Annotated in this window: 21 protein-coding genes; 9 read left to right on the top strand and 12 right to left on the bottom strand. The window is 68.2% G+C overall.

Annotation, left to right across the window (positions count from 1 at the left end; all coding sequences use genetic code 11):
* Nucleotides 1-46: 46 nt before the first annotated feature.
* The 3 genes from ACT2FV_RS01455 to ACT2FV_RS01445 all read left to right on the top strand — a co-directional run bounded on the left by ACT2FV_RS01455 (nucleotide 47) and on the right by ACT2FV_RS01445 (nucleotide 1,797).
* Complete coding sequence (locus ACT2FV_RS01455) at nucleotides 47-274, top strand: hypervirulence associated TUDOR domain-containing protein (RefSeq protein WP_059600140.1); 228 nt, start codon at nucleotides 47-49, stop codon at nucleotides 272-274.
* On the top strand, nucleotides 271-849 hold the full coding sequence (locus ACT2FV_RS01450; RefSeq protein WP_444503028.1) for a DUF488 domain-containing protein: 579 nt from the start codon (nucleotides 271-273) through the stop codon (nucleotides 847-849). Before ACT2FV_RS01455 ends, ACT2FV_RS01450 begins: the two co-directional genes overlap by 4 nt.
* 210 nt (nucleotides 850-1,059) lie before the next feature.
* Entirely contained in the window at nucleotides 1,060-1,797 is a 738-nt protein-coding gene (locus ACT2FV_RS01445; RefSeq protein WP_124901207.1) for a sulfite exporter TauE/SafE family protein, read from the top strand.
* Between the two features lie 174 nt (nucleotides 1,798-1,971).
* Here the strand turns inward: ACT2FV_RS01445 and ACT2FV_RS01440 are convergent, their stop codons facing one another.
* From ACT2FV_RS01440 to ACT2FV_RS01425, 4 genes are all read right to left on the bottom strand, one after another.
* Nucleotides 1,972-2,550: an NnrU family protein gene (locus tag ACT2FV_RS01440; RefSeq protein WP_124621905.1), complete on the bottom strand. Its 579-nt coding sequence runs from the start codon at nucleotides 2,548-2,550 to the stop codon at nucleotides 1,972-1,974.
* 243 nt (nucleotides 2,551-2,793) lie between these two features.
* The gene (locus ACT2FV_RS01435) at nucleotides 2,794-3,201 is read right to left on the bottom strand and encodes a TfoX/Sxy family protein (RefSeq protein ID WP_124901205.1); all 408 of its coding nucleotides are present in this window, start codon (nucleotides 3,199-3,201) and stop codon (nucleotides 2,794-2,796) included.
* The gene (locus ACT2FV_RS01430) at nucleotides 3,198-4,307 is read right to left on the bottom strand and encodes a malate/lactate/ureidoglycolate dehydrogenase (protein ID WP_059600143.1); all 1,110 of its coding nucleotides are present in this window, start codon (nucleotides 4,305-4,307) and stop codon (nucleotides 3,198-3,200) included. Before ACT2FV_RS01430 ends, ACT2FV_RS01435 begins: the two co-directional genes overlap by 4 nt.
* Before the next feature lie 75 nt (nucleotides 4,308-4,382).
* Nucleotides 4,383-5,837, bottom strand: a complete 1,455-nt coding sequence (locus ACT2FV_RS01425) for a M20 family metallopeptidase (RefSeq protein ID WP_059600144.1) — start codon at nucleotides 5,835-5,837, stop codon at nucleotides 4,383-4,385.
* Nucleotides 5,838-6,430: 593 nt separating this feature from the next.
* On the opposite strand from ACT2FV_RS01425, the gene adiC reads away from it, so the two are divergent.
* Both adiC and ACT2FV_RS01415 read left to right on the top strand, forming a co-directional pair.
* On the top strand, nucleotides 6,431-7,957 hold the full coding sequence (gene adiC / locus ACT2FV_RS01420) for an arginine/agmatine antiporter (protein ID WP_124621911.1): 1,527 nt from the start codon (nucleotides 6,431-6,433) through the stop codon (nucleotides 7,955-7,957).
* Between the two features lie 3 nt (nucleotides 7,958-7,960).
* On the top strand, nucleotides 7,961-10,300 hold the full coding sequence (locus ACT2FV_RS01415; RefSeq protein ID WP_151049769.1) for an Orn/Lys/Arg decarboxylase N-terminal domain-containing protein: 2,340 nt from the start codon (nucleotides 7,961-7,963) through the stop codon (nucleotides 10,298-10,300).
* Nucleotides 10,301-10,366: 66 nt separating this feature from the next.
* Here the strand turns inward: ACT2FV_RS01415 and ACT2FV_RS01410 are convergent, their stop codons facing one another.
* Both ACT2FV_RS01410 and ftrA read right to left on the bottom strand, forming a co-directional pair.
* Entirely contained in the window at nucleotides 10,367-11,092 is a 726-nt protein-coding gene (locus ACT2FV_RS01410; RefSeq protein ID WP_444503027.1) for a hypothetical protein, read from the bottom strand.
* A 172-nt stretch (nucleotides 11,093-11,264) separates the two neighbouring features.
* On the bottom strand, nucleotides 11,265-12,239 hold the full coding sequence (gene ftrA, locus ACT2FV_RS01405; protein ID WP_444503026.1) for a transcriptional regulator FtrA: 975 nt from the start codon (nucleotides 12,237-12,239) through the stop codon (nucleotides 11,265-11,267).
* Nucleotides 12,240-12,350: 111 nt separating this feature from the next.
* Here ftrA and ACT2FV_RS01400 point away from each other — a divergent pair, with 111 nt between their 5' ends.
* Together ACT2FV_RS01400 and ACT2FV_RS01395 are read left to right on the top strand one after the other, a co-directional pair.
* Nucleotides 12,351-12,770: a rhodanese-like domain-containing protein gene (locus tag ACT2FV_RS01400; RefSeq protein ID WP_444503025.1), complete on the top strand. Its 420-nt coding sequence runs from the start codon at nucleotides 12,351-12,353 to the stop codon at nucleotides 12,768-12,770.
* Between the two features lie 92 nt (nucleotides 12,771-12,862).
* Nucleotides 12,863-13,189 (top strand): superinfection immunity protein, encoded by a 327-nt coding sequence (locus tag ACT2FV_RS01395; RefSeq protein ID WP_059600150.1) that lies wholly within the window; start codon nucleotides 12,863-12,865, stop codon nucleotides 13,187-13,189.
* 28 nt (nucleotides 13,190-13,217) lie between these two features.
* On the opposite strand, the gene ACT2FV_RS01390 is transcribed toward ACT2FV_RS01395, so the two are convergent.
* The 6 genes from ACT2FV_RS01390 to ACT2FV_RS01365 form a co-directional block, all read right to left on the bottom strand.
* On the bottom strand, nucleotides 13,218-14,384 hold the full coding sequence (locus ACT2FV_RS01390; protein WP_174906462.1) for a cytochrome P450: 1,167 nt from the start codon (nucleotides 14,382-14,384) through the stop codon (nucleotides 13,218-13,220).
* Nucleotides 14,385-14,535: 151 nt separating this feature from the next.
* The gene (locus ACT2FV_RS01385) at nucleotides 14,536-14,802 is read right to left on the bottom strand and encodes a YodC family protein (RefSeq protein ID WP_059600151.1); all 267 of its coding nucleotides are present in this window, start codon (nucleotides 14,800-14,802) and stop codon (nucleotides 14,536-14,538) included.
* Nucleotides 14,803-15,135: 333 nt separating this feature from the next.
* Nucleotides 15,136-15,996, bottom strand: coding sequence for an isocitrate lyase/PEP mutase family protein (locus ACT2FV_RS01380; protein ID WP_124901197.1), 861 nt, complete (start codon nucleotides 15,994-15,996; stop codon nucleotides 15,136-15,138).
* Nucleotides 15,997-16,115: 119 nt separating this feature from the next.
* Nucleotides 16,116-16,553, bottom strand: a complete 438-nt coding sequence (locus tag ACT2FV_RS01375; protein ID WP_444503024.1) for a GNAT family N-acetyltransferase — start codon at nucleotides 16,551-16,553, stop codon at nucleotides 16,116-16,118.
* Between the two features lie 59 nt (nucleotides 16,554-16,612).
* Nucleotides 16,613-17,473: a MurR/RpiR family transcriptional regulator gene (locus tag ACT2FV_RS01370; protein ID WP_151052200.1), complete on the bottom strand. Its 861-nt coding sequence runs from the start codon at nucleotides 17,471-17,473 to the stop codon at nucleotides 16,613-16,615.
* Between the two features lie 63 nt (nucleotides 17,474-17,536).
* A complete protein-coding gene (locus ACT2FV_RS01365; RefSeq protein ID WP_124621929.1) occupies nucleotides 17,537-17,890 on the bottom strand; it encodes a YgiW/YdeI family stress tolerance OB fold protein in 354 nt (117 codons plus the stop codon).
* Nucleotides 17,891-18,116: 226 nt separating this feature from the next.
* Here ACT2FV_RS01365 and ACT2FV_RS01360 point away from each other — a divergent pair, with 226 nt between their 5' ends.
* Together ACT2FV_RS01360 and ACT2FV_RS01355 are read left to right on the top strand one after the other, a co-directional pair.
* Nucleotides 18,117-18,779, top strand: a complete 663-nt coding sequence (locus tag ACT2FV_RS01360; RefSeq protein WP_059685844.1) for a response regulator — start codon at nucleotides 18,117-18,119, stop codon at nucleotides 18,777-18,779.
* Nucleotides 18,776-20,152: an ATP-binding protein gene (locus ACT2FV_RS01355; protein ID WP_174919748.1), complete on the top strand. Its 1,377-nt coding sequence runs from the start codon at nucleotides 18,776-18,778 to the stop codon at nucleotides 20,150-20,152. The genes ACT2FV_RS01360 and ACT2FV_RS01355 overlap by 4 nt, the downstream gene beginning before the upstream one ends.
* Nucleotides 20,153-20,195: the final 43 nt, after the last annotated feature.

The following is a 20,195-nucleotide window of genomic DNA, read 5'->3' as shown; positions in this document are numbered from 1 at the left end:
ACGGCAGCGGCCGACGACACCGCACCGAGGCAAGGAGGCTCCCCGCATGACGACGCTGTTCAAGCCGGGCGACCACGTCCGCTGGAATTCCGAAGCCGGTTACGTGACCGGCACGATCATCGCGATCCACACGCAGGATTTCGACTACAAGGGCCATCGCCACCGTGCGTCGCCCGACGATCCGCAATACGAGATCAAGAGCGATCGCACCGACCACATCGCCGCGCATCGCGGGCGCGTGCTCGAACGCATTGCCGACAAGGACGACACGTGACGCTCCCGTTCTACACGATCGGCCATTCGAACCGCACGCTCGACGCGTTCGTCGGGATGCTCGACGCGGTCGATATCGCGCTGCTGGCCGATATCCGGAAGATGACGCGTTCGCGCACCAATCCACAGTTCAACGAAGCAACGCTCCCCGCCGCACTGGCCGCGGTCGACATCACGTACGAGCACATCGCGGCACTCGGCGGACTGCGCGGCAAGTCGCGCGGCGTTCCCGACGAGGTCAACGGCTTCTGGACGAACCGCAGCTTCCATCGATACGCCGACTACGCGCTGTCGCCCGAGTTTCGAACGGGCCTCGACCGGCTGATCGCGCAAGGGCACCGGCAGCGCTGCGCGATCATGTGTTCGGAAGCCGTGTGGTGGCGCTGTCATCGGCGCATCGTGTCCGATTACCTGATTGCGCGCGGCGAAACGGTGCTGCACATCATGGGCCCGAATCGCGTGGAGCCCGCGCGCCTCACGGTCGGCGCGGCGATCCGGGACGACGGGACGATCGTCTATCCGGACGTCGAAGGCGACGCGCCAGCAGACGAAGCCGGCGCGCAGCCAACCGCGTGACGCGTCACCGATCGTGCGCGTGATGCCGTGACGGCATGAAAGCGTGACGGTGCGTCATGCCCGACGCAACGCCCACGTCGATCGACCGTGCCCGCTGCGCACCCGATACGCTGCACGCTCACCCCGCTTTGCGCCGCCGCGATCCTGCATTACCATCGTGCGTCCACCGCGCGTACGCGCGCGCCCCGCCACCTCTGCACTCCCGCACCGATGCTCGCCCTCATCATCATCGCCGGCCTGTGGGCCGGCCTGCAGAACGCCCTCGCGGGCGGCGGCTCGTTCGTCACGCTGCCCGCGCTGATCGTGTCGGGGATGTCGCCGCTCGCGGCGAACATCACGTCGACGGTCGCGCTGTTCCCCGGCCAGGTCACGACTGGCTGGGCGAGCCGGAACATGGTGCGCGGCGCGGGCAAGCTGTCGTTTCGCGCGCTGTTCGCGATCAGCGTGGTCGGCGGCGCGCTCGGCGGCCTGCTGCTGCTGAAAACCCCGTCGTCGATCTTCTCGCACCTCGTGCCGTGGCTCGTGCTGTTCGCGACGGTCGTGTTCGCATGGGGCAGCTTCTTCCGCAAGCCCGGCGCCGGCACACAGCATCTCGGCCCCGTCACCGCCGCGATCTCGCAATTCCTGATCGCGATCTACGGCGGCTACTTCGGCGGCGGCATCGGGTTCCTGATGATGGCCGCGCTGACGATGGCCGGCCTGTCGCCGCGTCACGCGATGTCGACGAAGAATGCGCTCGCTGGCGTGATGAACGCGTCGGCGGTCGTGCTGTTCCTGACCTCGCCGCACCTGCACTGGCGCGAGGCCATCGCGCTCGGCGGCGGCGCGATCGTCGGCGGCCTGCTCGGTGCGTGGGCGCTACACCGCGTGAACGAGCGCGTGCTGCGGATCGCGATCGTCTGCATCGGCGCCGCGCTGACCGTCGGGCTGTTCGTCAAACCGATCTGACGCACACGCGCAGAGCGCGCGGATGGCACGCACGCCGTCGGTCGCGGCGGATTCGCAATCAATGGGCAAGCGGCCGTGCGCCGAGCGCTGGCGGAGTCACGCGCCCGCCTCGATGTCGCGGGCGCTTGCGACGACTTGCGCGCCGAGCGCTTCGATCCTTGCAGGCGGGTGCGTTCAGCCGAACGGCCGCACGCCGATCAGCGGGCCGTGCAGGAACAGCGCGAAGACGGCCCATACGACGAGCCCGGCGACGATCGTCACGGCATCGCCCGACAGCCTGCCCGCCGGATAGCGGACGCCGTCGAGGCGATCGCGTGCGCGCCACACGACGAAATCGACCAGCGACCACACGAAGAATGCGCCGAACAGCACGACCGCGTGCAGCGTGCCGTTCGCGAGCAGGTGCGCGATCGCCCACACCATCACGCCGGCCACCATCGGATGGCCGACGAGCGTCTTGATACGGTTGCGCGGCACGTAGGACGCGGCGATCAGCACGAACGCGATCGCGGTCAGCATGCCGGTGAGATGGCGAATGCCGACGGGCGACACCCACAGCAGCGTCCCGCCCTGGCGCGCAATCCCGTAACCCCAGACGATCAGCACGAAGCCGACGATCGACACGATCGCATAGGGGCCCTTCCAGCGTTTCTCGCCGATCCGCTCGATGGTCGCGGATCGCCAGCCGTCCGCGACGATCCGAATCGAATGCACACCGAGGAAGATCGCTAAACCGAGAATCAGGACGAGCATCGGCTATCTCCGTCTGGAACGATGAGTTGGGAATCATTCGCGCGGCTTTCGATGCGCCGTTCGCGAGGCCGGCAGCGAGACCGGCTCGGGTTGCGCCGGGCATGGACGCAATCGCGCCGATCATAAACGCCGGGGCCGCCGTTGTGAAGCAGCTGGAACATGCGGTGCGTCAAACCCGGCGCTTGCGTGCACCCGCGGTGGCTCGAAAGCAAGGAAAGGAAATGCGCGGCCGTACGCTCGGCGCTAGGTGCGCTTGCGTGTCGCTTCCGGTTTCGGCGCCGGCTTCGACTTCGGCCGTGCCTTGCGCTTCGGCGCCCCGGCCAGCAGCGCCGCGCGATACGCGCCGCGACACCAGTCGAACAGCGCGCCCGTGTCCTCGAGCACGTCGGCCGGCGTTTCGTAATAGCCCTCGAGTGCAACGGTGCGCGTGGGACGCTCATACGAGAACGGCCCCATCCCCGCCGCGACGAACGCGGGACGGTTCACGTCGTCGACGCGCAGGAACAGCGACCCGCGCGACATGAAACCGAACATCACGCCGTCGAGCCGCATCGCGGCGCCGCTGAAGAACCGCACGACCTGTACGTTGCCGAGCGGCGCGAGCCGATACGCGATCTCCTCGCCGTGCGCCTTCTCCGATTGCCAGCTCATGCGAGCCCCGTGCAGCGCTGCGTCCACACGTCGAGTTCCGCGTCGTCGAAACCCACGGCCGCCGCGCTCTCGCGGATCTGCCGCCACGTCGCACGATCGACCGGAATGCCGTCCGCGCCGCGCGCGGCGCGGCTCGCCTCCTCCGGCTCGCCGGGCATCCGCACCGGCGCGTCGCCCGCCCGCGGCGACGCCTTCGCCCATTCGACGAACGCATCGGCTTCGCGCTCCGCATCGGCCGCGTCGAACGCGTTCGGATCGATCAGCACCGACAGCATCCCGTTGACGATCGCGCTCGTCTTCTGCAGCGTGCCGCCGTAGGTCGTATGCCCGCCGACCAGCGCGCCGCCGAAGATCTCGCACATCGCCGCCAGCGCATAACCCTTGTGCAGTCCGAACGGCAGTAGCGAGCCGAACGGCTGCTCGTGCATGACTGCCGGATCGTCGGTCGGCCGGCCGCGATGATCGATCAGCGACCCGGCCGGCACGCGCTTGCGCTGGTTGTATGCCACCCGCGTCTTGCCATACGCGATCGCGCTCGTCGCGAAATCGAGCAGCAGCGGCGGCCGGCCCGCGCGCGGATACGCGGCGCAGAACGGATTCGTGCCGAAACGCGGATCGGTGCCGTGCAGCGGCGCGACGAGCAGGTCGCCCGGCACGTTGACGAAATGGAACGACACGAGCCCCGAGCGCGCGCACTGCTCGGCCCAGTGCCCGATGCGGCCGAGGTGATGGACGTCGCGCAGCCCGATCGCGCAGATGCCCATGCGTCGCGCGCGCTCGATCCCTTCGACCATCGCCTCGAACGCGATCACCTGGCCGAAGCCGCGCCCACCGTCGATCGTCAGCACCGCGCCGCCGTCGCGAACGATCGACGCGTGCCCGTTCAATTGCAGCTGCCCTTCCCGCCACGACGCCACGTAGTTCGGGATCATCCCGATCCCGTGCGAATCGTGCCCCGCCAGATTCGCGCCGACCAGGTGATCGGCAACGAGCCGCGCCTCGCGCTCGCTGCTGCCGGCCCGCTCCCAGAGTGCCGCGACGAATGCATGCAGCGGTTCGGCGCGCATGCTCAGCGGGTCGGTATCGGAAGTCGGCAGCGCGGTCATCGGCAAGGCTCCGTGAGGTCGGGGTGAATCCGGGTGAATCCGGTCGAATCCGTTCGGGTCGGGCAGCGCGAACGCTCAGCGCGCGGACGCGATCACGTCCGCCACCGCCGCGGTCAGCTTCTTCGCGTACGGCACGTGCAGGAACTCGTTCGGGCCGTGCGCATTCGACTTCGGCCCGAGCACGCCGCACACCATGAACTGCGCGGACGGGAAGCCGGCCTGCAGCACGTTCATCAGCGGGATCGTGCCGCCGAGACCCATGTACGCGCAGTCCGCGCCGAAGTGGCGACGCGACGCGGCGTCGAGCGACGACGCGAGCCACGGCGCGAGATCCGGCGCGCTCCAGCCGGTCGCGGCGCCCGCGTCCGGCTTGAACGTGACCTTCGCGTTGTACGGCGGATCGAGTTCGAGCAGTTCCTTCAGCTGCTGCACGGCCTGTGCGGCGTCGACGAGCGGCGGCAGGCGCAGCGACAGCTTGAACGCGGTGCGCGGACGCAGCACGTTGCCCGCGTCGGCGAGCGCCGGCAGACCGGCCGCGCCCGTCACGGACAGCGACGGACGCCACGTCGAATTCAGCAGCGCCTCGCGCGGATCGGTCGTGGTCGGCAGCACCGGCTTGCCGTCCGCGCCGCATGCCCACGGCAGCCCCTTCCACACGGCGTCGCCGAGGATCGCGGCGGCCGTGTCGGCTTCGCGTACGCGGCTGTCAGGAATCTCGCAATGGAACACGCCCGGCAGCAGGTTGCCGTTCTTCGCATCTTCCAGGCGCTCGAACAGCTGGCGCATCACGCGGAAGCTCGACGGCGCGATGCCGCCGAAGACGCCGGAGTGCACGCCTTCCTCGAGCACCTCGACCTGCAGGTCGCCGGACACCAGCCCGCGCAGCGACGTCGTGAGCCACATCTGGTCGTAGTTGCCCGCGCCCGAATCGAGGCACACGACGAGCGACACCTGGCCGAGCCGGTCGCGCAGCGCGTCGACGTACGGCAGCAGGTCGTAGCTGCCCGACTCCTCGCAGGTCTCGATCAGGCCGACGCAGCGCGGCCGTTCGACGCCCTGCTCGTCGAGCGCGCCGAGCGCCGCGAGGCTCGCGTAGATCGCATAGCCGTCGTCCGCGCCGCCGCGGCCGTACAGCTTGCCGTTCTCGTACTTCGGTGTCCACGGGCCGAGGTCCGCGCGCCAGCCGTCGAATTCGGGCTGCTTGTCGAGGTGGCCGTACAGCAGGATCGTGTCGGTGCTGCCCGAGCGCGTCGCAGGCGTTTCGAAGAAGATCACCGGCGTGCGGCCGGGCAAGCGCACGATCTCGAGCTTCAGGCCTTTCACCGGCTGGCGTTCGGCCCACTGCGCGGCATCGGTGACGACCCGCTCGAGATACCCGCGCTTCGCCCAGTCGGGGTCGAACGCGGGGCTCTTCGCCGGGATCGCGATGTAGTCGGTCAGTGCGTGGAGAATTTCATCGTTCCACTTGCGCTCGACGAAGGTAACGAGCTTGTCATGGTCGAGGACGGGGGTAGTGTCGACGGAGGTCATGGTGGGGTGCCTGGATAGGGCTGACGAAAAACCGGATGATACGCCGATGCCCCCGCCCCAGGGCGCTTTCCGTGGCCGTATTCAGGGGCCCGTTCGGGCCCGTTTCCCGCAGCGCCTGGCGCGCCCGCTCAAACGGCCTGCGGGAAGGCGGTATCGTCATCGGAATCACCGTTCGGTTAAAACAATCACGGGCGACGGCGAGCGCATTTCGAGTACTCGATAATAACCGACCAATTCGATCAAGACTTTCCGAGTCATTCAGCCCATAAATTGAATTAACCAGTTCGGCAAAAAACAATTATCCGTTCGATTTTCACGATACCTCGGCCGCGAACATGTCCCCGACCGGCTTGAGCGCGACGCCCAGCGCCATCCAGCCCCATCCGCCCCCATCCGGTCGCACCAAGACATTTCATCCTCATCAATGATGATAATCAATATTCAAGATATTAAATTACATCGTTTACTCTTACTCGAATTCAATTAAGAGATAAGATGCTGTCGTTCAATAAAACGACGGACCATTCCGGAATCGTCGACGGGCGCCGGGCCGCGCCACCTCAACCGCATCACGATCATTCAAGGAGCCTCGCATGTCCGATGCCAGCTCGTCCCCCTCCCGCTCCACCGTCGCGCCAGCCGCGACCGCCACGCCGAAAATCGGCGTCATCCCCGCCACGCTGATGGTTGCCGGCAACATGATGGGCTCCGGCGTCTTCATGCTGCCCGCGAACCTCGCCGCCACCGGCGGCATCGCGATCTTCGGCTGGCTGATCACCGTCGTCGGCGCCGTGTCGCTCGCGCTGGTGTTCGCGAAGCTCGCGGCAATCGACCCGGCCGCCGGCGGCCCGTATGCGTATGCGCGCAAGTCGTTCGGCCCGTACATCGGCTACCAGACCAATCTGATCTACTGGCTCGCGAACGTGCTCGGCAACGTCGGCCTGGCGGTCGCCGGCCTCGGTTATCTCACGCACTTCTTCCCGATGCTGCGCGACCCGCTGGTATTCGCGCTCGCGCAGATCTTCGTGATCTGGCTGTTCACCTACGCCAACATCCTCGGACCGAACGTGGTCGGCCGCGTGCAGTCGGTCACGACGATCTTCGCGCTCGTGCCGATCCTCGGGATGGCCGTGTTCGGCTGGTTCTGGTTCAGCAAGGACGTGTACTTCGCCGGCTGGAACGTGTCGGGTGCGAGCAGCTTCGGCGCGATCGGCGCGACCTTGAACTTCACGCTGTGGGCGTTCATCGGCGTCGAGAGCGCGTCGGTGTCGGCCGGTGTCGTCGAAAACCCGTCGCGCAACGTGCCGATCGCGACCGTCGGCGGCGTCGTGCTCGCGGCCGTCTGCTACGTGCTCAGCTCGACCGTGATCATGGGGATGATCCCGAACAAGGCACTGCTCGCGTCGAGCGCGCCGTTCGCGGATGCCGCGCGCCTCGCGCTCGGCGACACCGCCGCGAACGCGGTCGCGATCTGCGCGGCGCTCGGCTGCCTCGGCTCGCTCGCGGGCTGGACGCTGCTGGTCGGCCAGACCGCGAAGGCCGCGGCCGACGACGGTCTGTTCGCCGGCGTGTTTGCCCGCGTCAACTCGAAGAACGTGCCGTCGGCCGGCCTTGCGATCGTCGCGGTCATCATGTCGGTGCAGGTGCTCGCGACGATGTCGCCGAGCGCGAGCGAGCAGTTCGGCAAGATCGCGTCGATCGCCGTGATCATGACGCTCCTGCCATACATCTACTCGTGCATCGCGATCAAGGTGCTCGGCTACGGCAAGATGCCGTCGCACCAGTTCACCTTCTACACGATCGTCGGCCTGATCGGCGCCGTCTACGCGCTGTGGGCGATGGTCGGCTCCGACGGCCAGCAGACGCGCTGGTCGCTGATCTTCGTGATCGCGACGATCGTGTTCTACGAGCTGTCGATCAACCGTCAGCGCGAAATCGAGGAAACCCACATCCATCCGGGCGGCCGCTCGCCGCGCTGGGTGCGCTACCTCGCGCTCGGCATCACCATCGCCGCGCTCGTCGCGACCTTCTGGATCTCCGTGGGCCGACACACGGCCGACATCCTTCACGCACGCTCGCCGGCCGCGGGCGTCCAGGCAACCCAGCAAACGGGGGAATGACCCATGACCGCTTCCTTGACCCAACCGGCGTTCCGTCGCCTCGGCATGAAGGCGTTGCTCGTGCAGCACGACATCGACGAACGCACGGCCACCGGACGCGCGGCCACCGCGCTCGTCGAAGAATTGCGCACGCGGCTCGTCGACGTCGTGATCGCGACCTCCGCCGACGACGCGCGCGCGGTGGTCGACGCCGATCCCGCGATCCAGTGCCTGCTGCTCAACTGGGAGCTCGGCAACGATCCCGCCCATGCGCCCGCCCAGGCCGTGCTCGACGCGATGCGCGCGCGCAATGCGACGGTGCCGGTGTTCCTGCTCGCGAGCCGCGCGAGCGCAGCCGCGATTCCCGTCGACGCGATGCGCAAGGCCGACGACTTCATCTGGATGCTGGAGGACACCACCGCGTTCATCGGCGGGCGGATCGTCGCCGCGATCGAACGCTACCGCGAAACCGTGCTGCCGCCGATGTTCCGCGCGCTCGCGCAGTTCTCGCGCGTGTACGAATACTCGTGGCACACGCCGGGCCATACGGGCGGCACCGCGTTCCTGAAATCGCCGGTCGGCCGCGCGTACTTCGAATTCTTCGGCGAGGCGCTGTTCCGCTCGGACCTGTCGATCTCGGTCGGCGAACTCGGCTCGCTGCTCGACCACTCCGGTCCGATCGGCGAAAGCGAACGCTACGCGGCGCGCGTGTTCGGCGCGCACCGCACGTATCACGTGACGAACGGCTCGTCGATGTCGAACCGCGTGATCCTGATGGCGAGCGTCACGCGCAACCAGGTCGCGCTGTGCGACCGCAACTGCCACAAGTCGGCCGAGCACGCGATGACGATGTCCGGCGCGATTCCGACCTACCTGATCCCGTCACGCAACCATTACGGGATCATCGGGCCGATCATGCCGGAACGGCTCACGGCCGCCGCCGTGCGCCTCGCGATCGACGCGAACCCGCTGGTGCGCGGGCGTGACGGCATCGATCCGACGCCGGTGCATGCACTGATCACGAACTCGACGTACGACGGCCTCTGCTACAACGTCGCGCGCGTCGAGGAACTGCTCGGCCAGAGCGTCGACCGATTGCATTTCGATGAAGCGTGGTACGGCTACGCGCGCTTCAACCCGATCTACCGCGATCGTCACGCGATGCACGGCGATCCGTCGCAGCACGACGCAAGCAAGCCGACCGTGTTCGCGACGCAGTCGACGCACAAGCTGCTCGCCGCGCTGTCGCAGGCGTCGTTCATCCACGTCCGCGACGGCCGCAATCCGATCGAGCATGCACGCTTCAACGAGGCATACATGATGCATGCGTCGACGTCGCCGAACTACGCGATCATCGCGTCGAACGACGTGAGCGCCGCGATGATGGACGGCCCCGGCGGCGAGGCGCTGACGACCGACGCGATCCGCGAGGCCGTGTCGTTCCGCCGGATGCTCGCGCGGCTGCATGCGGAATGCGAGGAGAGCGACGACTGGTTCTTCAACGGCTGGCAGCCGGACACCGTGGTCGATCGCAAGACGGGCCGGCGCGTGCCGTTCCATGAAGCGGACGAAACGCTGCTCGCCACCGATCCGTCGTGCTGGGTGCTGCATCCGGGCGAGACGTGGCACGGCTTCGGCGAGATCGAGGACGACTACTGCATGCTCGATCCGATCAAGGTGTCGATCGTCACGCCGGGCGTCGCGCCGCACGGCGGGCTGATGCCGGTCGGCATTCCGGCGTCGGTCGTCACCGCGTATCTCGACCGGCACGGGATCGTCGTCGAGAAGACGACGGACTTCACGATCCTGTTCCTGTTCTCGATCGGCGTGACGAAGGGCAAGTGGGGCACGCTCGTCAACACGCTGCTCGACTTCAAGCGCGACTACGACGCGAACGCACCGCTCGAACAGGCGCTGCCGGAACTCGTCGCGCGCTATCCGGACCGCTACGGCAAGCTCGGCCTGCGCGATCTGTGCGACCTGATGTTCAGCGCGATGAGCGACCTGAAGACGACCGAGATGATGTCGCGCGGCTTCTCGACGCTGCCGCAGCCCGACTTCAGCCCGGCCGAGGCGTTCGAGCATCTCGTGCACAACGACATCGAGATGCTGGAGCTGTCCGAGATGGAAGGCCGCACCGTCGCGACAGGCGTCGTGCCCTATCCGCCCGGCATTCCGCTGCTGATGCCCGGCGAGAACGCAGGGCCCGCCGATGGCCCGCTGCTCGGCTACCTGAAGGCGCTCGAGCAATACGACCTGCGCTTCCCCGGCTTCACGCACGACACGCATGGCGTCGAAGTCGAGGACGGCGTGTACCGGATCGCGTGCATCAAGAAAACCGCGCGCGACACCAACACGCGCTGAGCATGCGCGCCGCGACGCCGCGCCGGCAGAACGCGGCCGGCGTCGCGACGCGTGACGACTCGCCGGTCATGCCGGCAAGCGACCGACCCACTCGGCGAGCTGCGCTTCGCCTTCTTCGTCGAGCTTGCCCTTCAGTTCGCCGTACCACGGCGCGATCGCATCGGCCGGCTGCGTGGCCTTCAGGATGTCGAGACTGTTCTCGAGGAACGACGAAAAGAACGGAATGCCGCGCATGTAAAGGAAGGTCGAATCGGTGATGCGCACGTGGCCGTACACGTCGCGCACCCACGCGAGATGCGGCAGCGCCTCGCGCAGGTGGCCGCTTTGCATCAGCGCGGAAATGAAGTTCACGCGCGCGGCGACGTCGGACTGCTCGTGCGTGTCGTGATTGATCTCGGCGGCCTTTTGCATCCACGCCTCGCCGCGCTCCACTTCGCCGCACATCACCGACGTCGTCGCGAGCTGCACCGCGTTGTGCGCGCTCGGCTCGCGGTCGAACAGCGCAAGCCAGTACGGAAACGCTTCCGGATAACGCTCCATCGCCGAGTACGACAGCGCGCACAGGCGCGCCGCATCGGCCAGTCGCTCCGCGTGCGGCGCGGCGGCCGCGATCACGGCGTCGTGCCGGCCGGCCTGGAATGCCTTCAGCGCGGGCGCGAGCTCGGGCGCGATGTCGGGGCCGTTCTGATCGTCCGCGCCTTCGGACGCGTCGGGTGCGTCGTTCGCGGACGGCGCGGGCGTCGCCGCTTCATCACGCGGTTTCTTTCCGAACAGCTTTCCCAGCAGGCCCATGGCGATTGTCCTTGTCGTTGTGATGGATGAATGGCGGCTGGTTGCAGCGGCGCACGAAGCGCGGCGCGCGTGAACCGGATCGCCGCACGGCGACCGCCATCTTACGCGCGCTCGAAGTCAGCAGGAAGTGAACGGCGGCAGGGCGCTGATGTAGCGAAGCAAGGCGCGACGCTCACGCGTCCGCGGGCCTCACGCCGCGATCCATCCCGCGCCGGTACGCGGCAGGGCTCGTCGCCGCGACGCGCCGGAAGTGCCGGCGCAACGACTCCTCGGAACCGAACCCCGCGCGCGCGGCAATCTGCGCGAGCGACATCCCGGGATGCGCTTCGAGCATGTCCTTCGCGACGTTCACGCGCTCGCGGATCAGCCACGCGAGCGGCGACATCCCCGTCGCGTCCGCGAACTGCCGCTGCAGCGTGCGCGTGCTCATCGCCGCCTGCGCGGCCAGCGACGCGAGCGTGTGCGGCTCGGCCGCATGCGCGCGCATCCAGTCGATCAGCTTCGCGAGCCGGTCGCTGCCGCCCGGTGCGACCGGTCGCGGCACGAACTGCGCCTGGCCGCCGTCGCGATGCGGCGGCAGCACGAGGCGCTGCGCGACCTGGTTCGCAATCGCACCGCCGTGGTCGCGGCGCACGAGATGCAGCAGCATGTCGAGCCCCGCCGCCGAGCCGGCCGACGTGACGATCTGCCCTTCGTCGACGTACAGCGCGTCGGGATTCACGCGCAGCGCCGGATAGCGCGCCTGCAGGCGCTCGGCGTAGCGCCAGTGCGTCGTGACGGTGAGCCCGTCGAGCACGCCAGCCGCCGCGAGCACGAACACGCCCGAGCAGATCGAACAGAGCCGCGCGCCGCGGCGATGCGCGGCACGCAGCTTCTTCAGCAGCGGTTCCGGCGGCGGTTCGTCCGGATCGCGCCAGCCGGGAATCACGATGGTGTCCGCGCGATCGAGCATCGCGAGCCGGTACGGCGCGGCGACCGTGATGCCGCCCGCCGCGCGCACGGGGCCCGGCTCGCTCGCGCAGACGGCGAAGCGATACCAGTCGACGCCGAGTTCCGGGCGTTCGAGCGCGAACAGTTCGACCACGCAGCCGAATTCGAAGGTGCAGAGGCGATCGTAGGCGAGCGCGACGACGAGATGATTGTGCATGGCGCGATGTTACCGGAACTTGTCGATCGCGCCACTGCCGCGATGGCCGCCGAACCGCGATACTGCCCTTCATCCCGGCGCATTCCGCGCCGTCTTTCAGGAGCGCGTTTCATGTCTTACGTCACCGACGTCCCCGCCGCCGACAGCGCCGCCGCCCTCGCGCACTTCGAAGCCTCGCTGAGCTTCGAGACCGATTGCTGGGACGTGCACGACGCGCTTGCGTCCGGCTCGCCCGATTTCGTGCTGCTCGACGTCCGGGGTCCGGAGGAGTTTGCCGCCGGCCACGTGCCCGGCGCGCGCAACCTGCCGCACCGCAAGATCGTCGCCGGCAAGCTCGCCGACCACCCGGCCGACACGCTGTTAGTCGTCTACTGCGCCGGCCCGCACTGCAACGGTGCCGCGCGCGCGGCGATCCGGCTCGCGCGCCTGGGCCGCCCGGTGAAGCTGATGATCGGCGGAGTCACCGGCTGGCTCGACGAAGGTTTCGCGTTGTGCAACGAAGTGCAACCGGAGGACGTCGCCGCGCGCTGATCGTCATTAAAAACGCAACAATCAATTGCCGGCACACGAACGGAAAAAGCGCGACAATCGGCCACATTGCAGTTCTCGGATGGAGCAGCAACATGGAACACGCAGTCCTGATTCAGATGGCCGGCTCGGTCGCGGCGATCGCGCTCTATTTTCTTCCGGCCATCGTCGCCGACCGGCGCGGCCGGCACGACAGGCTGACGATCGCAATGTTCAACGCCCTGTTCGCGTGGACGGGCATCGGCTGGCTGATGACGCTCTACTGGGCATGCCAGCCGAACCCGCAAACCGACGTCGCGCAAGCCATCCTCGCGAAGCGCCGCGGCATCAGCATGCGGACTTTCTCGACCGGCCTCGTCGAACGCGTGCAGCGCCGCGTCGCCGCCCAGGAGCAATGGGCCGAGAAGCAAGGTTGCCGCTAGGCAGTCCCTCTGTTCCCTTTACTTTGCCTTACCTCGCCGTGCCGAACTTCGGCATCCTGACGTTGGTCGAGGCCCGGTAGTCCCACACCAGCCTCTCGCGCGGCGCCTCACCGCCCGCGCGCAGCCACGCCCCGAACGCCCCCGCCGTCACCGCCCGCGCGATCCGCTCGCCCGGGCAGCCGTGCGGCCCCGTGCCGAACCCGAAGTTCGGCCCCGGCGCGCGGCCCGGCAGCAATCGGTCCGGCTCGCGGTGCACGGCCGGATCGCGGTTCGCCGCCGCGAGCACGACCAGGATGGCCGCACCGGCATCGACGGTCACGCCTTCGATCGTCGTGCGCGACGCGACGAAGCGGCGCGTGTTCTGCACCGGCGAATCGAATCGGCCGACCTCGGCGACGAATGCCTCGAGCATCGCGGCATCCGGCAGCGTGCGCTCGGCACCGGTTGCGTCCCACGCGACCAGCACATTGCCGAGCCACGCGGCCGTCGCCTCGCACGTCTGCGACAGCAACCCGACGAGATTCGCGACGAGCGCGCCGCTCGCGTGCCAACCCGCGGCACCGGCCGCCTGCTGAATCGCCGCGACCCATGAGCCGTCCTGCGCGCGTGTGCGCGCGACACGCTCCGTCATCCGGTCGAGCAGTTGCCGCGCGGCCTCGCTCGCGCGGGCCAGTGCCGCGTCGTCCGACAGCGGCGACAGCGCGGCGACGAAGTCGACGACCAGCGCGGCGATTTCGTCGAGCTGCGTGTCGTCGAAGCCGAGCAGATCGGCGACCGCGCAAACGGGCACCGTCAGGCACCACGCGTTCAGTGCATCCGCGTCGTACGGCATGCGCAACCGGCTGCCGGCGAGTTGCGCGGCCCGCTCGCGCAATGCGTCGACGTCGATCGGCGCGAACGCCGCGCGCAGCGCCTGCTTCGGCACGTCGTGCCGCAATGCGCCGTCGTTCATGCGCACCAGTTCGCCGAACAGCGCGCCCGCCGTCGTCCCACGCAATGCGGGCGGTACCGGCGCGTCGAGCGGCCTGACGCGGCACGCCGGGTGGCCGAGCACGGCCGTCACGCTCGCCGCCCGGCTCGCGACCCACAGGCCGAGCGAGGCGTCGAACGCGAGCGGCGGCCCGTCGACGAGCGTCGAGTAGTAAGGGTAGGGATCGCGGTGCGTGACCGCGGCAATCGGATTGGTCGGGTTCATGCGTGCAGTATCGGCGCGCCGGGCCGCCGCATGTTTCAGGTTGACGTGAAATGTCGCGGATGTCGCGCTCATGCTCATGCCGGCACCGCGGAGTGCTGCGACGCAGCAACCCACGGGCGGCAAGCGACGCGGCGCCGTGACGGACGTGGCGTCAGGCTGCCGACCGGTAGCGGTGCGCCTGCATGCGCAGGCGGACGCGCCCGGCGGAAATCGCACGCGGTTCGGGCACCACCGTTTCGTGATGAAACATTTCCTGCCGGAAGCGGCCGCCGTCGTCGAACCACTGGCAGATCAGCCAGTCGGCATCGTCGAACACGACCGGCCCGGCATAGGTGACGGTCATTCGCGGCCCACCGGTTTTCAGCGTCACGACATCGCCGACGCGAAAGCCGTTGCTGTGATTTTCTCGGATTTTCATCGCTCTCTCGATTTTTTATATATTCATTTTCCGGCGGCCCGCTGACAGGTCATTCGGATACGCGGCAGATTACCAATCCAATAAATAACCGGCAACTCCCGAATACCCGAAAACATCGACCTGAAAATCGCAACACTACGCGGCACCGATTCGCGTGGCGGGCTTCTGACACCATAATCGGCGCGGCTTGCGCGCCGATTATGGTCAAACAACCGGAGTGCAGAGAATAAACGATGAATTTCGCGCCGTCATCGAACTTCAAATCGGCGGTGGTTTCGATTGATTACTGTCAATCGGTTTCCGGCTGGAAACGTTCCCACGTTTTATCGGCGCTCATTGTTCGAACCGCACGGGCGAATTGTCCGGCGCCGAAAACCAGCGATTGAGGTCGCGTCCCGGCACCGCCGCTTGCGTAAACGTGAACGTGCCGTCGCGCGCCATTTCCGTTGCAGCGCGCAGGAACGCGCCGAATGCGGCCCGCGCCAGCGCGCCGCCGACGCTGACGCGCTTCACGCCGAGCGCCGCGAGCGCCTCGAGGCTCAGCAACCCGCCCTGCAGCCCCATCACGACGTTGACCGGCGCGCCGACCGCGCGCGTGACCGCCGCGATCTCGTCGGGATCGGTCACGCCGGGTGCGTAGAGCACGTCGGCGCCCGCGTCGCGGTATGCGACCAGCCGCGCGATCGTGTCGGCAAGGTCGGAGCGGCCGTGCAGGTAGTTTTCACAGCGCGCGGTCAGCGTGAACGGAAACCGGAGCGAGCGCGCCGCGTCGACCGCCGCCGCGATGCGCTCGACCGCCACGTCGTGCGGGTAGATCGGCGCGTCGGCACGGCCGGTCGCATCCTCGATCGAGCCGCCCACCGCGCCGGCGTCGGCCGCCAGGCGAATCGTCTCGGCGACCGTGTCAGGCGCGTCGCCGAAGCCGTTCTCGAGATCGGCGCTGACCGGCAGGCCGCCCGCGGCGACGATCTCGGCGATGTGGTCGAGCATTTCGTCGCGATCGATCGCGTTGTCGGGCCGCCCTCTCGAAAAGGCGAAGCCGGCGCTCGTGGTGGCAAGCGCTTCGAAGCCGGCCATCGCGAGCAGCCGGGCGGAACCGGCATCCCACGGGTTCGGGATGATGAAGGCGCCGGGCCGCGTGTGCAGCGCGCGGAAGGTTTCGGCTTGGCGAAACTGCACGTTGGAATCGGACATCGAAGTCTCCTCGGAATGGAGACGTCAGCATACGCGCGCGCGGTACCGCGACGGTTCAGGGCGCGCTGAAATATCGATGTGGATGCCGGGGCCTCGCGCGCGGCGCGGTGTGCCGCCGGTCACGCCGCCGCGCGGGGACCGAGCGTCTTCGTCAGGAAAATGCGCGCATGCCCGGTCGGGTAATCCGGCAGCTCGCCGAAACGGACATAGCCGCGCTTCTCGTAGAACGGCCGCGCCTGAAAGTCGAACGTGTCGAGCCACGCGCCGTGACAGCCGCGCGCGACGGCTTCCGCCTCGGCGAGATCCATGATGCGCGAGCCGGCCCCCTGGCCGCGCGCCGCATCGGGCACGACGAGCAGGTCGACATGCAGCCAGCCGAACGCCGTGCTGCCCCACAGGCCGCCCACGACCGTGCCGTCGGCGTCGGTCACGCGCACGGCCAGCGGCCGGAAATCGATCGGGCCGGCCTGGCTTTCGTTGAACCGGACGAGCGGCGCCGCGATCTGCTTGCGGACGTTCGCGTCGCCGGCGTCGGTCACGTCGTAGGTGAGCGTCATCGGTTACGTCGAATCAGGAAGAAAACGGGAGATGGCAAGACGGCCGGACCCGCGCGCGGCTACACCACGTAGGCGCCCTTCGCATGCAGTTCCGCTTCCGTGCGCTCGAGCGCCGTGATCGCATCGCTGCCTTCCAGCGCCAGCAACTGCGCGACCAGCGCCTCGGCCATCGCATGCGCGGCGACCAGCGACGGAAAGAACGACGGGCTGTCGTGCGTGAAGATCAGCTGCGCGTCCGCATGCAGCGCGATCGGCGACACCGCGCTGTCGGTGATCGCGACGATCTTGCTGCCCTGCGCCTTCGCCGCCTGCGCGACACGCGTCGCTTCCGCGGAATACGGCGCGAAACTGATGATCACCGTCACGCTCTGCTTCGCGATCGTGCGCAGCTCCATCTCGAGCGAGCCGGCGACGCCGTTGAGCAACGACACGGTCGGCCGGAACAGCCGGTAGCCGTACACGAATCCGAACGCGACCGGATAGCACGACCGGAACCCCGCGACGTGCACGTGCGACGCCTTGCGGATCAGCTTCGCGGCGTCGGCGAGCGCGTGCTCGTTCTGGGCGGAGGTGGCGGCGAGATTGTGCTGCTGCGCGGCAAGCAGGTCGTGCGCGAGCGACGCCTTCGCGTCGGGCCGCACGAGCGAACGCGCTCGCTGCGTGAGCGGCTCGGGACGCGTGCGCACGCGCGCGACGCACAGGTCGCGCAGCTCGTTCCAGCCGGGGAAACCGAATTGCTGCGCGAGCCGCACGAGCGACGCGGGTTGAACCTGCGCGCGCTGCGCGACCTTGCGCATCGACGAGGTGGCAACCTCGTCGGGATGATCGAGCAGAAATGCAGCGCCCGCCTGGAATTGCGGGCTCAGTTCGGAAAATTGCGCCCGGATCAGGGACGCGAGTTCATCGAAATTGGCAGCCATCTTGGTGAGAACGGGAACCGATCGTCCATGGTATCACCGGCCCCGTGTGCACCGGTGCAGCGGTCAGCGCAGCACTTCGACGTGATCGGCGTCGACCTTCACCTTGCCCGACCACTTGCGCTCGAACTCGCCGGTCAGCTTCACTTCGCTCTTGTCGCTGACGGGCTGGCCGGCCGCCCACAGCTTTTTGTCGATCTCGACGCGGATCGTGCCGGTTGCATCGGCGAACTCGTAGTCCTCGCCGCCGGTATGCTTGACGATGCGCCCCTGGAGTTGCACGTGCTGGTCGTCCTTGCCGTTCGCGAGCAGTTCCTTCACGGTCGTCGTGGTCAGCGTGGACGGCCCCGTGTATTCCGCGTAGACGGCGGCGGGCAGCACGGCAAGCGCGACCGCCAGGATTCTCGTCAGGTGTTTCATGATCTCGTTCCTCCAGTTGTTCGAGTACGTCGCGCTCCCGTTGAACGCGACGGCCCGAGATTACGGAGCGTAAGATTAAGCAAACCTGAAGGTCGTCCCCCGCGGCATGCCGTCGCGGCGTTTCGGTGCGCGAACGCACGGAAGCGCCCGTGTTTAAGCTCGGCCTAAGGCACCTGCGCTTATCATGGGAACCCCGGGCGCCACGCCCGCCAACAGACACGAATCCATGCGCGTACTGCTCGTCGAGGACGATCCGCTGATCGGCAGCGGGCTCGAACAGGGCCTCAAACAGGAAGGCTTCGCGGTCGACTGGGTCAAGGACGGCGACGCCGCGACGCTCGCGCTGCGCTCGACCGGCTACGGCCTGCTGCTGCTCGATCTCGGGCTGCCGAACCGTGACGGCCTGTCGGTGCTCGCGTCGCTGCGCCGCCGCGACGAAACCCTGCCCGCGATCATCATCACCGCGCGCGACGGCGTGCCGGACCGCATCGCAGGCCTCGACAGCGGCGCCGACGACTACCTCGTCAAGCCGTTCGTGCTCGAGGAACTGCTCGCGCGCATTCGCGCGGTCAACCGCCGCCACGCGGGGCGCGCGCAGACGACGCTCGCGATCGGCCCGCTGCGTCTCGATCCCGTCAAGCACCTGGTGTGGCTCAACGACGACGAAGTGACGCTGTCGCCGAAGGAATTCGTGCTGCTGCAAGAACTGATGCGCGACCCCGGCGCGGTGATCTCGCGCGAACAGTTCGAGGAACGGCTGTACAGCTGGGGCGAGGAAATCGAGAGCAACGCGGTGCAGGTGCACATCCACAACCTGCGCAAGAAACTCGGCCACGACATGATCCGCACGGTGCGCGGCGTCGGCTACCGGATCGGTGACGGCGCATGACGCGTCTGCAACACGCGATCGCGCGCTGGCGCAGCGCATCGCTGCGGCGGCGCCTGTTGATGTGGCTGCTGCCGGCCGCGTGCGTGATCGGGCTGGTCGCGAGTGCGGGCACCTACTGGGGCGCGCTGCGCGAGCTCGACGATCTCCTCGACGACCAGATGCGCAGCATGTCGAAGCAGATCGTCGTCGGCCCGGACGGCGAACTGTCGTTCCGCAATCACGGCGACGGCAAGCACGAATTCGAGGCCAGCGATCCCGACGCGGTGCTGCTGCAGGTCTGGCGCAACGGCACGCTGGTTTACTCGACCGATCGCAAGTCCGAGCTGCCGCCGCCCGCGCAGACGGGCATCGGGAGCGTCGACGTCGGCGGCCAGCCGTGGCGCACCTACGTGACCGAACGCGGCGGCACGACGATCCGGCTCGCGCAGGCGCGCCATGCGCGCTGGGAAGCGATCGCGGGCATCGCGGTGCACCTGCTGTGGCCGGTGTTCTCGATGCTGCCCGTACTCGCGATCGGGCTGTGGTTCGGCATCGGCGCGGGGCTTCGGCCGCTGCGCACGATCGCATCCGGCCTTAAGCGCAGGAATGCGAACAATCTCGAACCCGTCGACGTCGCGTCGATGCCGAACGAGGTCCGCCCGCTCGCCGAAGCGATCAACGACCTGCTCGCGCGGCTCGACCGCTCGTTCACGCTGCAGCGGCACTTCATCGCCGATGCCGCGCACGAGTTGCGCACGCCGATCATGGGGCTGTCGATCCAGTCGCAATTGCTGCGGCGCGCGTCGACGGCCGACGAGCGCGAGCAGATCCTCGCGCAGATCCAGGCCGGCACGACACGCCTCGGCCACCTCGCCGAGCAGTTGCTGACACTCGCGCGCCTCGAACCGGACGCGCAGGCGTCCGCCGCGGCATCCGCGAGCGTCGATCTCGCCGCGCTGTGCCGCTCGGTGGTCGCCGACCGCACGCGCGTCGCGGATGCGCACCGGATCGACCTCGGCGCGATCGTGGCGTCGCCGGTGATGGCCACGGGCAACATGGACACGTTGCGCGTGCTGCTGAACAACCTCGTCGACAACGCGATCCGCTATGCGGGCGACGGCGCGCGCGTCGACGTGTCCGCGCGCCTCGACGGCGCGACGCCCGTGCTCGAAGTCGCCGACGACGGCCCCGGCATTCCGGAAGCCGAGCGCAAGGACGTATGGGAGCGCTTCTATCGCGGCGAAGGCGCGCAGGCTGCCACGTCGTCGGGCAGCGGGCTCGGCCTGTCGATCGTCAAGCGGATCGCCGAACAGCATCGCGCGACGGTCGCGCTCGGCACGACGCAAGGCGGGCGCGGGCTGACCGTGACGGTGCGTTTTCCCGTGCCGGCCTGACGCTCGCCCGACGGGCGGTTTTTCCACAGATTGTGTTGGCAAG

The organism is Burkholderia sp. PR2 (assembly GCF_052372875.1).
In the GTDB taxonomy this organism is placed as follows: Bacteria; Pseudomonadota; Gammaproteobacteria; order Burkholderiales; family Burkholderiaceae; genus Burkholderia; species Burkholderia diffusa.
The sequence above is the reverse complement of the archived record's forward strand: the minus strand, read 5'-3'. Positions and strand labels throughout refer to the sequence as shown.

Bases quoted from the DNA above. Each gene is read 5' to 3' on its own strand.
- ACT2FV_RS01455 (WP_059600140.1), top strand. From the start codon at position 47: ATGACGACGCTGTTCAAGCCGGGCGACCACGTCCGCTGGAATTCCGAA.
- ACT2FV_RS01445 (WP_124901207.1), top strand. From the start codon at position 1,060: ATGCTCGCCCTCATCATCATCGCCGGCCTGTGGGCCGGCCTGCAGAAC.
- ACT2FV_RS01440 (WP_124621905.1), bottom strand. From the start codon at position 2,550: ATGCTCGTCCTGATTCTCGGTTTAGCGATCTTCCTCGGTGTGCATTCG.
- ACT2FV_RS01435 (WP_124901205.1), bottom strand. From the start codon at position 3,201: ATGAGCTGGCAATCGGAGAAGGCGCACGGCGAGGAGATCGCGTATCGG.
- ACT2FV_RS01430 (WP_059600143.1), bottom strand. From the start codon at position 4,307: ATGACCGCGCTGCCGACTTCCGATACCGACCCGCTGAGCATGCGCGCC.
- ACT2FV_RS01425 (WP_059600144.1), bottom strand. From the start codon at position 5,837: ATGACCTCCGTCGACACTACCCCCGTCCTCGACCATGACAAGCTCGTT.
- adiC (WP_124621911.1), top strand. From the start codon at position 6,431: ATGTCCGATGCCAGCTCGTCCCCCTCCCGCTCCACCGTCGCGCCAGCC.
- ACT2FV_RS01415 (WP_151049769.1), top strand. From the start codon at position 7,961: ATGACCGCTTCCTTGACCCAACCGGCGTTCCGTCGCCTCGGCATGAAG.
- ACT2FV_RS01410 (WP_444503027.1), bottom strand. From the start codon at position 11,092: ATGGGCCTGCTGGGAAAGCTGTTCGGAAAGAAACCGCGTGATGAAGCG.
- ftrA (WP_444503026.1), bottom strand. From the start codon at position 12,239: ATGCACAATCATCTCGTCGTCGCGCTCGCCTACGATCGCCTCTGCACC.
- ACT2FV_RS01400 (WP_444503025.1), top strand. From the start codon at position 12,351: ATGTCTTACGTCACCGACGTCCCCGCCGCCGACAGCGCCGCCGCCCTC.
- ACT2FV_RS01395 (WP_059600150.1), top strand. From the start codon at position 12,863: ATGGAACACGCAGTCCTGATTCAGATGGCCGGCTCGGTCGCGGCGATC.
- ACT2FV_RS01390 (WP_174906462.1), bottom strand. From the start codon at position 14,384: ATGAACCCGACCAATCCGATTGCCGCGGTCACGCACCGCGATCCCTAC.
- ACT2FV_RS01385 (WP_059600151.1), bottom strand. From the start codon at position 14,802: ATGAAAATCCGAGAAAATCACAGCAACGGCTTTCGCGTCGGCGATGTC.
- ACT2FV_RS01380 (WP_124901197.1), bottom strand. From the start codon at position 15,996: ATGTCCGATTCCAACGTGCAGTTTCGCCAAGCCGAAACCTTCCGCGCG.
- ACT2FV_RS01375 (WP_444503024.1), bottom strand. From the start codon at position 16,553: ATGACGCTCACCTACGACGTGACCGACGCCGGCGACGCGAACGTCCGC.
- ACT2FV_RS01370 (WP_151052200.1), bottom strand. From the start codon at position 17,473: ATGGCTGCCAATTTCGATGAACTCGCGTCCCTGATCCGGGCGCAATTT.
- ACT2FV_RS01365 (WP_124621929.1), bottom strand. From the start codon at position 17,890: ATGAAACACCTGACGAGAATCCTGGCGGTCGCGCTTGCCGTGCTGCCC.
- ACT2FV_RS01360 (WP_059685844.1), top strand. From the start codon at position 18,117: ATGCGCGTACTGCTCGTCGAGGACGATCCGCTGATCGGCAGCGGGCTC.
- ACT2FV_RS01355 (WP_174919748.1), top strand. From the start codon at position 18,776: ATGACGCGTCTGCAACACGCGATCGCGCGCTGGCGCAGCGCATCGCTG.